The organism is Methylophaga muralis (genome assembly GCF_001720165.1).
GTDB classification, from domain to species: Bacteria; Pseudomonadota; Gammaproteobacteria; order Nitrosococcales; family Methylophagaceae; genus Methylophaga; species Methylophaga muralis.
Genome location: NZ_MCRI01000012.1, coordinates 1 through 14,291 on the forward strand (window position 1 = coordinate 1; position 14,291 = coordinate 14,291).

At 44.9% G+C, this 14,291-nt stretch carries 10 protein-coding genes; 7 read left to right on the top strand and 3 right to left on the bottom strand.

Features of this window, described 5'->3' with window-relative positions:
- Both xrtD and A9E74_RS06675 read left to right on the top strand, forming a co-directional pair.
- On the top strand, positions 1-1,529 hold a 1,529-nt coding region (gene xrtD, locus A9E74_RS06670), incomplete at its 5' end, for a VPLPA-CTERM-specific exosortase XrtD (RefSeq protein WP_342670167.1).
- A 14-nt stretch (positions 1,530-1,543) separates the two neighbouring features.
- Positions 1,544-3,922, top strand: a complete 2,379-nt coding sequence (locus tag A9E74_RS06675; protein ID WP_069295866.1) for a tetratricopeptide repeat protein — start codon at positions 1,544-1,546, stop codon at positions 3,920-3,922.
- A gap of 67 nt (positions 3,923-3,989) precedes the next feature.
- On the opposite strand, the gene A9E74_RS06680 is transcribed toward A9E74_RS06675, so the two are convergent.
- Positions 3,990-4,517, bottom strand: a complete 528-nt coding sequence (locus A9E74_RS06680) for a cytochrome b (protein ID WP_069295867.1) — start codon at positions 4,515-4,517, stop codon at positions 3,990-3,992.
- Between the two features lie 138 nt (positions 4,518-4,655).
- Positions 4,656-5,549: a LysR family transcriptional regulator gene (locus tag A9E74_RS06685; RefSeq protein ID WP_069295932.1), complete on the bottom strand. Its 894-nt coding sequence runs from the start codon at positions 5,547-5,549 to the stop codon at positions 4,656-4,658.
- A gap of 167 nt (positions 5,550-5,716) precedes the next feature.
- On the opposite strand from A9E74_RS06685, the gene A9E74_RS06690 reads away from it, so the two are divergent.
- Positions 5,717-7,132 carry an acetyl-CoA carboxylase biotin carboxylase subunit gene (locus A9E74_RS06690; RefSeq protein ID WP_069295868.1) on the top strand — a complete coding sequence of 472 codons (1,416 nt, stop codon included), beginning with the start codon at positions 5,717-5,719 and terminating at the stop codon, positions 7,130-7,132.
- Positions 7,133-7,154: 22 nt separating this feature from the next.
- A complete protein-coding gene (gene oadA, locus A9E74_RS06695) occupies positions 7,155-8,945 on the top strand; it encodes a sodium-extruding oxaloacetate decarboxylase subunit alpha (RefSeq protein ID WP_069295869.1) in 1,791 nt (596 codons plus the stop codon).
- A gap of 49 nt (positions 8,946-8,994) precedes the next feature.
- Here oadA and A9E74_RS06700 read toward each other — a convergent pair whose 3' ends face one another.
- A complete protein-coding gene (locus tag A9E74_RS06700; RefSeq protein ID WP_245652087.1) occupies positions 8,995-9,630 on the bottom strand; it encodes a helix-turn-helix domain-containing protein in 636 nt (211 codons plus the stop codon).
- Between the two features lie 235 nt (positions 9,631-9,865).
- Here A9E74_RS06700 and A9E74_RS06705 point away from each other — a divergent pair, with 235 nt between their 5' ends.
- From A9E74_RS06705 to A9E74_RS06715, 3 genes are read left to right on the top strand one after another with little or no spacing between them, the layout of a single operon-like run.
- Complete coding sequence (locus A9E74_RS06705; RefSeq protein ID WP_069295870.1) at positions 9,866-11,107, top strand: FAD-dependent oxidoreductase; 1,242 nt, start codon at positions 9,866-9,868, stop codon at positions 11,105-11,107.
- 14 nt (positions 11,108-11,121) lie between these two features.
- Positions 11,122-11,388, top strand: a complete 267-nt coding sequence (locus A9E74_RS06710) for a sarcosine oxidase subunit delta (RefSeq protein WP_069295871.1) — start codon at positions 11,122-11,124, stop codon at positions 11,386-11,388.
- Positions 11,385-14,279, top strand: a complete 2,895-nt coding sequence (locus A9E74_RS06715; RefSeq protein ID WP_069295872.1) for a 2Fe-2S iron-sulfur cluster-binding protein — start codon at positions 11,385-11,387, stop codon at positions 14,277-14,279. The genes A9E74_RS06710 and A9E74_RS06715 overlap by 4 nt, the downstream gene beginning before the upstream one ends.
- Positions 14,280-14,291 lie beyond the last annotated feature (12 nt).

Sequence of the window (14,291 nt, forward strand, 5' to 3'; positions counted from 1 at the left end):
GGTTGTTAAATATTAAGATGGCAGGGATGTTTATCCTGGCGCTCACCATTGCGATTATTGCATATTGGGCTGGTTTAGCAGAAGCGGTTAATCGTTGGAGTAATCAAGAAGAATATAGCCATGGTTTTTTAATACCATTGGTGACAATTTTTATCTTGTGGGAAAAACGACATTTAATTAACGCGACAAAAGGGCCGCCAATGTGGACCGGTGTGCTTGTCAGTGTTATTGCGGTCATCATTTTTATTGTCGGTGAAATTAGCGCTTTATATCTGCTTATCCAATACTCATTTGTTTTGATGTTGCTTGGTTTATCAATGATATATGTTGGTCGAGCAACAAAATATACTCTAGCCCCAATACTGTTATTGCTGTTTGCCATTCCGTTACCCTATGTTGTTGAAGTTGTTCTTACAGCGAAACTCCAATTGTTTTCTTCTTGGTTGGGAGTTCAGGTTATTCGGTTGTTCCAAATCCCGGTATTTCTAGAAGGAAATATTATTGATTTGGGTGTTTACCAGCTTCAGGTAGTAGAAGCCTGTAGTGGTTTACGTTATTTGTTCCCATTAATGAGTCTTGGCTTTATCGCTGCATATTTTTACCAGGCAGCATTTTGGAAACGCGCCACAGTCTTTTTGATGACTATCCCCATCACCATCTTCATGAACAGCTTCCGTATCGGCGTTATAGGTGTGATGGTCGACAATTGGGGCATCTCGATGGCGGAGGGTTTTCTGCACGACTTCGAGGGCTGGATAATTTTCATGGCCTGTGCTGCCATGCTTTTTTTGTTAGTCGTATTACTGGAAAAAATTGCTCCAAGTCGTAAGTCATTATCACAATTATTCGGCGTGGTAGATCATGCTTCTGCTAACAATATGTTTAGAGATTCTAATAAATCCTATACGTATGGTCCGTTTTTTGTTTTCATCATAATTCTTTTGATTGCGTTAATTTCAACTAAGTTTGTCGATAGTCGTGTCGAGGAAGCCCCTCCTCATGAAGATCTAATCAGTTTTCCGCTGCAATTTCCTGATTGGATCGGTCAGCATGACAAGCTTGATGATCGGGTTGTCGATAAACTGGGTATGACAGATTATCTATTTGCTAACTACACTAGTATCGATCGCAATATTGTTAACGTTTATGTGGCGTATTATGAATCACAACGTAAAGGCCAATCACCACATTCACCGCGGGTATGTATACCAGGTGGGGGATGGGAAATTTCTGAGTTCAACCGTACACAAGTTGATGGTCAGCCAATTAACCGAGTGATAATCAAAAATGGTGATCAGGAACAGTTAGTGTATTACTGGTTCCAAGGTCGTGGCAGACAGATTGCCAATGAATACACCAATAAGTGGTATCTATTTAAAGATGCGTTATTGGAAAACAGAACGGATGGTGCTTTGGTTCGTTATGTAACGCCTATTATACCGGGAGAAAGCCATCAAAACGCTGATGCTAGAATCCAGTCATTAATGCAACATACATCACCAGAATTAAACCGTTACATCCCAGAATAGTCAGGAATATGGATATGAAAAACTTTAAACGTACAGTATTGGCTGCAGTTGTAGTCGCAATGATTTCGGGGTGTGGTTCAGCCGAGGACTCATCAGCACGTTTCATTGAAAGTGGTAAAGATCTGATGGAGCAGGGCGAGTTTGACAAAGCTCGGTTGGAATTCAGAAATGCCCTACAAATTAATCCATTAGAAGCTGAAGGTTATTACCAGTTGGCATTAATCGATGAAAAAGGCCAAAAATGGAAAGGCATGTACTCCAACCTGGTAACAGTTGAGTCTTTAAATCCGAACCATGTTCCAGCAATTATCAAACTTGGTCAGTTGCACGTGGTTTCCGGTCAGTTAGATGAAGCCATGAAAAGAGCTGAAAAAGCTTTGTCTTTGGAACCAGAAAATACCGATGCCATTTTGTTGAAAGCGACCACGCTTATCAAGCAGGAAAATTTTGGCATGGCTGAATCAGAGATCAATCGTGTCCTTGCTATTGATCCAAAGCATATGGAAGCACTGACGGCTAGAGTCATGTTGTTTAAAAATAGTGGTCAGACTCGTAAAGCTCTCGATGCTGCAGATGAAGCTTTAGCAATTCATCCGGATGCCATGCCATTAAAAATGATTAAGCTCAGTGTTTATCAGGAGCTCAACGATTACGCAGCTATGGAATCGCTATATCGCGAATTATTGCCAGAATACCCAAATGAGAGTTGGGTTGCCGTCTCTTTGGCTAAATTACTTAACGATTCAATGAATCGCTATGACGATTCCAAAAAGGTACTTGAGGATTATGTTGCCAATAATCCAGATGATGCAGAAACCATCATGTTATTAGTTGCCTTGATTAATAGCCGTGACCCAGACTTAGCGATGACTAAACTGGATGAGTTTATTGCGGCTAAACCAGACAATCAGGAATTACGTTTTGCCAAAATTGAAATGCTCAGCATTCAAGGTAAGCAAGATCTGATGATTTCTGAGCTGGAAGCAATTATTGCCTCTGAGCCAACCAGCGAAATAGGTTTGCGTGCCAGAGCAAGTATTGCTGGAATTAAAGCTCAGGAAGGCCAGTTCGAAGAAGCTGAAACTATGGTAAATGATATTTTGGCTGTCTCTTCTGAGCATGAACAAGCATTATTATTAAAAGCTAAGTTGCAATTGAGAAACGAACAAATAGATCCAGCTATCAGCAATTTAAGGGTTTTGATCCGAAATAATGCTGAGCTTGATGAAGCAATGGTGTTATTAGCTCAAGCTTATGCATTAACTGGCTCTTCTGAGTTGGCTGAAAATAGTTTCCGTCAGGCATTATCGGTTAACCCGACAAATGCACAGGCCGCATTATCTGTTGCTAGCGTATTAATGCGAGGCAATGATTTAGACCGTACCGAACAGGTTTTAGTCAGAGCATTAGATGGTAATGCCGGCAACGAGAACCTATTACAGGCGTTGGCCCAAATTCGGATTCTAAAACGTGACTGGGCTGGAACTCAGCAAGCGCTGGATGGTTTAGCGGATAGCTCTGCATTAACTCATTTGTTGACCGCCCAAATGTATCAAGGTTTGAATGATAATACTTTAGCCATTGCTGAATATGAGGCTGCACTGAAGATAGATCCAAATCTCACTAGAGCATTGCAACAAATGATGGCTATTTATTATCAACAAGATCAGAAAGAAGAAATTGTAACTTTTCTGAATGATCATATTGCCCAGTACCCTGAGTTGACCAATGGTTATCTGGTGTTGGCAGACTTTTATCGTACGGAAGATAATTTACCAGAAGCCATTGCCACCATTGATCGTGCTTTGGCAAATGATGATGAATGGACAGCGGGATACAGTTTGAAAGCTAACCTGCATTATCTGAATAGTGAACCGGATGCAGCAATCGCAGCTTTTGAAGAAGGGCTGGCAAAAACACCTGAAGACAATCAGTTAGCTATGCAGTTAGCCTCTACCCATGAGTCCAAAAAAGAGTTTGAACAAGCACGTCGGTTATATGAAGAAGTTATTGCACGTGATCCTTCAATAGATGTTGCTGCAAACAATCTTTCCAGCTTGCTCTCCGATCAGTTTGAATCACCAGAGAATTTGCAACGAGCGCTGGTATTATCAAGCCGTTTTCGTGATTCTGAACAGCCTTATTTTGCCGACACATTTGGTTGGGTGAATTACAAACTGGGTAATTATGAAGATGCCAGACCCGCTTTAGAAAGAGCGGCCTCAAGCAATGATGCTATAGCATTATTCCATTATCATCTGGGACGTTTATACGTCGCGTTAAAAATGCCTGCAGAAGCTCGCCAGTCATTTGAACGTGCCGAGCAAATGGCCAATGAAGAAAATGATGCAGAATTGGCTGGCAAAATTGGAGAACAGTTAAGCCAGCTTTAAGATTTAATTGACCAAACTGAAAGCCTTGCAGGTTCATCCTGCAAGGCTTTTTTTTGTGGTTTTAGTATTAACCAATCATGCGTTTTAATACAGTATCTTTCTGGATAAAGTGATGATACAAAGCCCCTGCAATATGGGCGATCACCAGAAATATCAGTAGAAATGCAAAAGGAGAGTGCCATTCACCGAGAGCAAGAGCCCAAGGAACTTCATCAGCAGGTTGGCCAATAAGTTCATAGCCGAACACTTTTACTGGATAACCTTTACCGTGAATATACAATGCTCCCAGAAACGGCATGATAAGCATAGAGAAATACATTAACCGATGAGCGATTTTAGCAATCACGCCGTCAAATCCCGGATTAATTGGTCGTTGCGGTTTTTGTTTCAACGCCCATAGTAATCGTACAACAGCCAGAATAAGGATTACGGCACCGATAGAAACATGCCAGGGTCCGAATGTGTCACCCAACCAATGTTCTCCCTCATTAATACGATCGGCGAATTTAAAAAACTGCTGCAGCACTAATACTGCCATAACCCAATGAAAAAACCGCGTGATAGAACCATAGCGTTCGCTGTTGTCATTAATCATTTCACTCTCCTTTGTGTGCCCAGAATATTCTTATATGAACGAGAACCTTATCTCGTATTTTAAGTATATAAATACCAACTTTAAGTGTTTATTAAGAGAATGTGATTGAGGTGATCTTCCTTGTCAATTACGAGATGTCTAAACGTCACGAAAATGCGCATGAATTTTTTCAAGTCTGGCATAAACATGGTCAATAAATGCCTGGGCAACGCGAGATGGATATTTACCCATTGGATGAACCAGACACCAGGTACGACGAATAGGAAAATCTTGTATTGATAGGGTTTTCAATTTACCGGTTTGTAATTCAGCCAATACCGTTAATTTCGGCAAAACAGCGACGCCAAGGCCTGCCATCACAGCATGTTTGATACCTTCATTTGAGCCAAATTCCATAACCGGATTGAGCTGTAGTCGGTGTTGCTGACAGTGTTGCTCTAAGGCAAATCGTGTACCGGAACCGTTCTCTCTTATTAGCATCGGTTCAGCAAAAAAAAGTTTTTCGGAAATCATCTCCCGACTATTTAAAGCATGGTGAATGTTTAAAACTGGAATTAACTCATTGTCTAAAAACGGCAATGTGCTTAACGACCGCCCCTCCGGTACCATGGCCATTATCACCAAATCATCCACATTCAGTTTTAATCGATCCAATGCCTGGGCCCGATTGACCACCTCAATCTGCACATTAACCGCTGGAAACTCTTCGAGAAAACTGCTCAATAAAAAGGGCAATACCGACTGAGCAGAAGTAACAACACAGAGCTTTAAATCACCCGAAAGCGCTTCGCGCAACAAATTCAATTCGGTTTGTAACTCACTCATCTGCCCGAATAGCCTTTCGATAAAACTTGCCACTCGTTCACCGGCTTCAGTGCAATACAGTTGGCGGCCTATATATTCGAATAATGGTTGCTCAAGAGCATTTTCCAAATGACGCATTTGGGAGCTCACCGCAGGTTGCGTCAGGCCAAGGTGTTCCGCGGCTTTGCGGTAACCTTTGTATTGATAGACCGCTTGAAATACCTGCATTTGTCTGAAAGACAGCCGGGATAATAATTGTTGAAGCTGAGCGCCATGATCTTGCACCTATTGGGGGATTGATAAGTTTTAACTTATCGATGAATTATATTTAATTGATTTTTGTTTATCAGTATTTTGTTTTACGCTTTGCCCACAAATTTGGCCGAGGCTGAGCTATGTTAAAAAAAATCCTGATCGCTAATCGTGGTGAGATTGCTGTACGAATTGTCCGAGCTTGCTCGGAAATGGGTATTCGTTCAGTGGCTATTTATACCGAACCGGATCGCTATGCCTTGCATGTTAAGCGTGCCGATGAATCCTATTCCCTGGGTGAAAACCCGCTTGAAGGTTACCTAGACCCAGTTCGTCTGGTGAATTTGGCGGTAGAAACAGGCTGTGATGCCATTCATCCCGGTTATGGTTTCCTCTCTGAAAATGCCAAGTTCGCCCGTCTTTGCGAACAAAACGGCATTATCTTTATTGGCCCTAAAGCCTCTGTCATTGAAAAAATGGGTGATAAAACCGCTGCTCGCGATAGTATGCGAAAAGCTGGTGTTCCCATTACCCCTGGCTCAGACGGTAACCTCGAAAACATTGAAGAAGCATTAACGGTTGCCGAAGAGATTGGTTACCCCATCATGATCAAAGCCACTTCCGGTGGCGGCGGTCGAGGCATTCGCCGTTGTGATACGCCTGCTGAACTCAAACAACAATTTCCCCGGGTTATTTCCGAAGCGACCAAAGCCTTTGGCTCCGCTGAAGTGTTTATGGAAAAATGTATCGTTAACCCACGGCATATCGAAGTGCAGGTATTGGCTGACAGTCATGGCAATGTGGTGCATCTATACGAACGTGATTGTTCCATTCAACGGCGTAACCAGAAGTTGATTGAAATCGCCCCAAGCCCACAACTCACCCCGGAACAGCGAAACTATATCGGTGGGCTGGCAGTAAAAGCGACTGAAGCGGTGGGTTATGAAAATGCCGGAACCGTTGAATTCCTGCTGACCGGCAATCAGGTGTATTTCATGGAAATGAATACCCGAATTCAGGTTGAACACACCATTACCGAACAGATCACCGGTATTGATATCGTTCGCGAACAATTACGCATCGCGGCCGGTGAAACCTTAAGATACCGTCAGGAAGATATTCATTACCGTGGGTTTGCTTTGCAGTTCCGGATTAATGCCGAAGATCCGAAAAATGATTTCCTGCCCAGCTTTGGTCGAATCACCCATTACTATGCACCGGGTGGCCCAGGTGTTCGAGTCGATACCGCGATTTATACCGGTTATGAAATTCCGCCTTATTTTGACTCAATGTGTTTGAAGCTGGTGGTCTGGGCTTTGGATTGGGAAGATGCGGTCGATCGTGGCCGTCGTGCTCTGGATGATATGCGGTTACATGGCATTAAAACTACGGCCAGCTATTACCAACAAATCCTCAAACATCCTGATTTCAGAGCAGGAAAATTTGATACCAGCTTTGTTGCTGCCCATCCCGAATTACTGACCTATTCAGATAAACGTCATCCCACCGCATTGGCACTGGTATTGGCTACCGCCATCGCCGCGCATGCAGGCTGGTAAACAAGTTAGCCGGAGAATTGTAATGAAACAAATTCAAGTTACTGATGTGACGCTGCGTGATGCACATCAATCATTGATTGCCACCCGTATGCGTACTGATGACATGTTGCCGATCTGTGAAAAGCTGGATCGAGTTGGTTACTGGTCATTGGAAGTGTGGGGCGGGGCGACATTTGATGCCTGCGTACGTTATCTGAAAGAAGATCCCTGGCAGCGCCTGCGGTTATTGCGCGGTATGTTACCTAACACGCGTCTGCAAATGCTGTTACGTGGACAAAACCTGTTGGGTTATCGGCATTATGCCGATGATGTGGTACAGGCGTTTGTTGCCAAAGCCGCTGAAAATGGTATTGATGTGTTCCGGGTGTTTGATGCATTAAATGATATGCGAAATTTGGAAACCGCTTTAAAAGCGGTGAAAGATGCTGGTAAACATGCACAGGGCACCATCAGCTACACCACCAGCCCAGTACATACGCCTGAGTTATTTGTCGAACAGGCCAAAACCCTTCGTGATATGGGCGCCGACTCCATTGCAATCAAAGATATGGCAGGTCTCTTGGCACCGTATCCTACCTATGAGTTGGTCAAAGCGATTAAATCAGCTGTGGATTTGCCATTGGTGATTCATAGTCATTCCACTTCAGGTTTGGCACCGCTGTGTCAGTTAAAAGCCATTGAAGCGGGTGTTGACCGGATTGATACCGCGATATCAGCGTTTGCTGGCGGCACCAGTCATCCGGCCACTGAAAGTCAGGTCGCGGCGTTAAAAGGCACTGAATGGGATACCGGTCTGGATTTGAATTTACTGGGTGAAATTGCCGATTATTTCCGTGAAGTTCGTAAAAAATATCATCAGTTTGAAAGCGAATTCACCCGCGAAGATGTGTCAGTCCAAATCAATCAGGTGCCCGGTGGCATGATGTCTAATCTGGCCAATCAGCTTAAAGAGCAGAATGCCTTAGATCGTATTCGTGAAGTGTTTGCTGAGATCCCTCGAGTTCGTGAAGATTTGGGCTTTCCACCATTAGTCACGCCAACCTCACAAATCGTCGGTACTCAGGCGGTATATAACGTATTGAGTGGTGAGCGTTATAAAACCATCACCAATGAAGTAAAACGTTATCTGTTGGGTGGTTACGGCCAGCCTCCGGCACCGATTAATGTTGAACTGCAACGTAAAGCTATTGGGAATGAAACGGTGATGGAATCTCGTCCAGCAGATTCTATTGCACCGGAAATGGAAAAATTGCGCGCCAAGATTGGTGATTTGGCGACTTGCGAAGAAGATGTATTAACCTTTGCCATGTTCCCGGACATTGGTCGTGAATTTCTGCAACAACGTCTGGATGGCACTTTGCAACCAGAACCGTTGATTCCAGAGAGCAAAGGCAAAGCTCCAGGCACCGTTTCGACTGAGTTTAAAGTCGATGTTCATGGTGAAACTTATGATGTTGCTATTACTGGTGTCGGTGATGTTGGCGGCGGTAAACGCAAAATGTACATATCTGTTGATGGTATGCCGGAAGAAGTTATATTCGAAACCATCAGCGAATTCGTTTCAGATGGTGCTCAACAAGGCCGTAAAAAAGCTAGCGATCCTGGTCATATCACCACACCTCTACCAGGCAATGTCGTTGAAGTGTTGGTCAACGTTGGCGATAAAGTAAATTCCGGTCAATCAACGATGATTATTGAAGCGATGAAAATGGAATCAGAGTTACTGGCCAATATTGCCGGTGAGGTCAAAGCGATTCATGTCACTAAAGGTGATCGGGTTACGCCGGGTGAAGTGTTAATTGAGATTGGTTAAAAGCTGTTGACTAGAAAACTTGAGAACCGGGGCATGTCCCCGGTTTTTTTTATAACTCAATGTCCGTCGTACTATCCAGACTGTCGTAATAAATTATTGCTAGATAACGAATCGGCATTTGCAGAATATTTTCTGGACGATGTGGTTGCTCGGCATTAAAGGTCAAAGAATCTCCCGGTTCCAATACATAGAGCTCATCGCCAACGGTGTATTCCAATCGGCCTTCCAGCATGTAAATAAATTCAGTGCCGGGATGTTCAAACGGTGCAAAGATTTCACCTTGTTCTTCCAAAGTGATTAAAAACGGTTCAAACAGCTTTTTCGGACCTTGATCATAGGCCAGCAGATGATAAGTGTGGCCGCATTTAGTGCCGCGTCTGACCACTTCCATACCTTCACCATGTTTGACATATTGAGCACCGCCTTTTGGCGTGTCGTAATCATGAAATAGTTTTGACAGTGTGACCCCTAGCGCATTGGCTAAATGTTCGAGCTTTTCCAGACTAGGGGAGGTTAAGCCGTTTTCAATTTTGCTCAACATGCCACGACTTAACGCAGCCCGTTCGGCGACTTCGGCAATGGTAAGTCCATTCTCTAAACGTAAGTGCCGCAATGTGTTGCCAAGATGCTTATCCAGCAATTTCGGCGCGGACTCCATTCCAGTTAATTCAGTTTTATCGTTCACATAGATTTCCTTGTTCGCCACACAGTGCCTTGATCATACACGAAATTTTATTTTGTTCTGCGCTATTTGATTCATATAGTGAAACAAAGTTTAACAAAACTATTGACAGTCAAAAACACAAATGCGTAAATAGAGCTAAAGTTTCACGAGGTGAAATAAAGTTTACTTAAAAGGTGGTAGAGAAAACTACTCCCTTGGTAGTAGATGGGATGGCAAAACAGCAAGAGGATGATTCATGCCGTTACGTTTGTTGAAATACGCAATTAGTCGGGAACACCCGGCACCACGCTTTTTCCGTGACTGCGTAGAGCCTAAGAAAACCTATGACGTCGTTATCATCGGCGGGGGTGGACACGGCTTGGCGGCTGCTTATTACCTGGCCAAAGATTACGGCATTACCAATGTAGCGGTATTAGAAAAAGGCTATATCGGTGGCGGAAATACTGGACGTAACACGACGATTATCCGTTCCAACTATCTGACTCCGGAAGGCGTTAAGTTTTACGACGCCAGCGTAAAAATTTACGAAGGTTTGTCCGAAGAGCTGGATCTGAATCTGTTTTATTCCAATCGTGGACATTTCACTCTGGCTCATACCGAATCAGCAATGCGCACCATGCGCTGGCGGGCTGAGGTCAATAAACATGTTGGTGTCGAAAGTTATGTGGTTGGCCCAGAAGAAATCTCCAAAGCCTGCCCGCAATTAGATATCTCCTGCAGCGGTCAAGCCCCTATTTTAGGCGCGCTTTATCACGCTCCGGGTTCAGTTGCTCGACATGATGGTGTGGCATGGGGTTATGCCCGCGGTGCCGATCAGCTTGGGGTAGAAATATTCCAGAATACCGAAGTTACCCGTATTGACGTCAAAGGCGGCAAGGTCTGCGGCGTTCAAACCAATAATGGTTATATCAGCACTAACAAAGTCCTGTCAGCGGTAGCTGGTTTCACGCCACGTATTACTCAGATGGTGGATTTACAAACACCAATCGTCATTCATCCATTACAAGCCTGTGTAACTGAGCCAATGAAACCTTGGCTCGATACCATTTTGGTATCAGGCAGTCTGCACGTTTATGTCAGTCAGTCTTCACGTGGCGAGTTGGTTATGGGCTCATCTTTAGATCCATATGAAATGCACTCAACACGTTCATCGCTGGATTTTGTGGAAGGGCTGACCTCGCATATCACCGATATGTTTCCGTTTCTTTCCAACGTCAAAGTGGTTCGCCAATGGGCGGGGATGGCAGATTTAACGCCAGACTTCGCACCCATCATGGGCAAAACACCGATAGAAGGTTTCTATCTGGATGCCGGCTGGGGAACCTGGGGTTTCAAAGCCACGCCAATCAGTGGCAAAACCATGGCAGAGACCATTGCCAAGGATATGGCGCCAGATTTAATTAAGTCATTTCGTTTGTCGCGTTTCGAAGACTACGAATTGACCGGTGAAAAAGGTGCCGCTTCAGTCGGCCATTAAACGAGAGTATCGCAATGAAATTACTGCAATGTCCTGTTAATGGAATCAGACCTCTGAGCGAATTCAGCTATGGCGGTGAATTTCGCACCATGCCTGATCCAGATAGTTGCACCGATCAACAGTGGGCAGCCTATGTGCATTACCGCAGTGGCGCGCCTGGTTATAAAAAAGAATGGTGGTATCACATGCCCAGTGGCACTTGGTTTATAGCAGAACGTAATACGATTACCGACAAAGTCAGCCGCACCTATCTGTTCCCTAAACGGGAGGTTGCTGTATGAGTTCAAGATTAACGACGCAATCGACTGAATGGATCCAGCGCGATAAGCCTTTTAGCTTCAGCTACGAAGGCCAGCAAGTTACTGCCTTTGAAGGCGACACCATTAGTAGTGCTCTATGGGCCAATGGCATCAAGGTTTTAGGACGCAGTTTCAAATATCACCGGGCCCGCGGCATTCTGACGCTGGCAAATCATGACGTAAACGCGTTGATGACCGATGGTATAGATACCAATATCCGTGCTGATGTATGGCCGGTGCAAGCCGATATGCAGCTGACAGCGGTGAATACCACTGGCGGTGTAATAAAAGACAGAAGCCAGTTTATCGATAAAATTTCGCCGTTATTACCAGTCGGCTTTTATTACAAAGCATTTCATACGCCACGCCGGTTTTTCCCATTTTGGGAAGACAAGATCCGTAAAGCGGCTGGTTTGGGTGAGGTGAACTTTAATTACCCGAGAATTCCTAAACCTAAACAGCATGCACATTGCGATGTGTTGATCATTGGTGCTGGTATTGCCGGACTGTCAGCTGCAATCAGTGTGGCTGAGCAAGGTTTGTCAGTCATTATTGTTGATGAAAATGCCAAAGCTGGTGGCAGCCTGACTTATGACATGGCTACTGATTCAGTTAGCCAATTAACAACATTACTCAGTGCTGTTGAAAGCTATAGCAAAATTCGCCTAATCACCAACGCCTATGCCGCAGGTTATTACGCCGATCATCTAGTACCGATCGTCGAAACTACTGGTATCACTAAAGTTCGTGCCAAAGCACTGATTGTGGCCAGTGGTGCTTTCGAACAACCGCCAGTATTTCGTAATAATGATTTACCCGGGGTGATGATGGGTTCTGCTGCACAGCGCTTAATCTATCGTTATGCCGTCAAACCATTTGATAAAGGTGTGGTAGTTACAGCCAACGATTACGGTTATCGCACAGCATTGGATTTACTGGCGGCCGGTGTGGATGTGCTGGCAGTGATTGATATGCGCCGCGAAGGCAGTAGCTCGCCATTGGTGACTGAGCTTAAAAGCAAACAGGTCGCTGTGCATAAAGCCAGCTGCGTTTATGAAGTCATTGCTTCCAAACAAAAACTGGGTGTTTCGGAAGTGGTTATCTGTCCTTACGACGAGTTGATGGCAGAAGCTGATACCAAAAATAAAATCCGTCTTAAATGTGATGGCGTGGCAATGAGTGCCGGTTGGGCGCCTGCTGCTGCATTGTTATATCAAGCGGGCACCAAAATGCGCTTTGATAATACGGTGCAACAGTTTGTGCCAGCAGAACTGCCGGAAGGCGTGTTTGCTGCCGGTAAGGTCAATGGCATATTTGAACTAGACCAACGTCAGTTGGATGGACAACGTGCCGCTGCTGAAGCGTTGAATTATTTGGGTAAATCGGTTGCCACTGTTGAAGTAAAACAACATCAGGGCATTTCACCTAGCCATGCTTATCCGGTGGTCAATCATCCGAAAGGCAAAAACTTTGTCGATTTTGATGAAGACATTCAGGTTAAAGACTTTATCAATGCCGCCAAAGAAGGTTTTGACAACATTGAGTTGATGAAACGTTTCACCACAGTTGGCATGGGCCCGAGCCAGGGCAAACATTCCAATATGAATGCGATTCGCATCCTGGCGCGGATTCGTGATTTGCCGGTAGAGAAAATCGGCACGACAACTGCCAGACCCTTTTTTCATCCAACGCCAATAGGCCACTTGGGCGGTCGTGGATTTCATCCACATCGTTATACCGCGATCCATGAATGGCACATTGAAAATGGCGGAATAATGACCGCTGCCGGTTTGTGGATGCGTCCGTCCTATTATCTGCCAGCGGGAAGTCAGCTGACGGCACAACAGGCAATGCAACAGGAAGCCATGGCCGTTCGCACTAAAGCCGGAATGATTGATAACAGCACCTTGGGCAAGATCGAAGTCTATGGTCCAGACGCGGCAGCGTTTCTTGAACGGGTTTACACCGGCAAATTCGCCAAGCAGAAAGTTGGTCAATACCGCATCGCCATGCTGCTCGATGAAGCGGGGGTGATGGTCGATGACGGTCTGGCTTGCCGACTGGCAGAAGATCGTTTTTATCTGACCACCAGCACCACCAATTCCGCAATGGTATATCGCCAGTTACAACGTGAAGTACAAATCAGCGGTTTGTCGGTGTCGTTAGCCAATCTGACTGGGGTTAAAGCAGCCATGACCATTGCAGGTCCGGCGTCGGCAGATATTTTGTCACAATTAACTACAGTGGATTTATCTGCTAACGCTTTCCCAACGGGGAGTGTGGTGGAAACCAAGGTGGCAGATGTTGAATGTCTGTTGCTGCGTGTGGCCTTCGTCGCTGAACAGGCTTTTGAGATTCATCTGCCAGCCGCTGCAGGTTTATACGTCTGGAATCAATTGATGCAAGCCGGTGCGTTATTTGGCCTGATGGCTTATGGCACCGATGCTCAGCGTTTGCTCAGACTGGAAATGGGACATCATCTGATTGGGCATGACACTGATGGATTAACCAATCCGTTTGAAGCACATGCTGAGCCATTGATCGCCATGGATAAAGCCTTTTTTACCGGTCAACGCAGCTTAAAAATTATCGCCAAAAAACCACTGAATAAAACGCTGGTGAATTTTGTGTTGGATAGCGATTTTGCTGGTGACCTACCCAACGAATGCAACTTGGTGATTGATAACGGCGATATCGCAGGACGTATTACCAGTATTGCCTACAGCCCTTATTTGAAGAGAGTGATTGGTATTGCCTTTGTGCCACCGGAAAAACGCCAAACCGGCAGCCGGTTTGAGATTCGTAATGATGCCGGGGATTTGATTGCCGCCACCGTGATTCAGTCACCCACTGAACTGGCCAAAAGTGCATAGGAAAGCTTACTG

Bases quoted from the DNA above. Each gene is read 5' to 3' on its own strand.
- A9E74_RS06715 (WP_069295872.1), top strand. From the start codon at position 11,385: ATGAGTTCAAGATTAACGACGCAATCGACTGAATGGATCCAGCGCGAT.
- A9E74_RS06690 (WP_069295868.1), top strand. From the start codon at position 5,717: ATGTTAAAAAAAATCCTGATCGCTAATCGTGGTGAGATTGCTGTACGA.
- A9E74_RS06685 (WP_069295932.1), bottom strand. From the start codon at position 5,549: ATGCAGGTATTTCAAGCGGTCTATCAATACAAAGGTTACCGCAAAGCC.
- A9E74_RS06680 (WP_069295867.1), bottom strand. From the start codon at position 4,517: ATGATTAATGACAACAGCGAACGCTATGGTTCTATCACGCGGTTTTTT.
- oadA (WP_069295869.1), top strand. From the start codon at position 7,155: ATGAAACAAATTCAAGTTACTGATGTGACGCTGCGTGATGCACATCAA.
- A9E74_RS06675 (WP_069295866.1), top strand. From the start codon at position 1,544: ATGAAAAACTTTAAACGTACAGTATTGGCTGCAGTTGTAGTCGCAATG.
- A9E74_RS06705 (WP_069295870.1), top strand. From the start codon at position 9,866: ATGCCGTTACGTTTGTTGAAATACGCAATTAGTCGGGAACACCCGGCA.
- A9E74_RS06710 (WP_069295871.1), top strand. From the start codon at position 11,122: ATGAAATTACTGCAATGTCCTGTTAATGGAATCAGACCTCTGAGCGAA.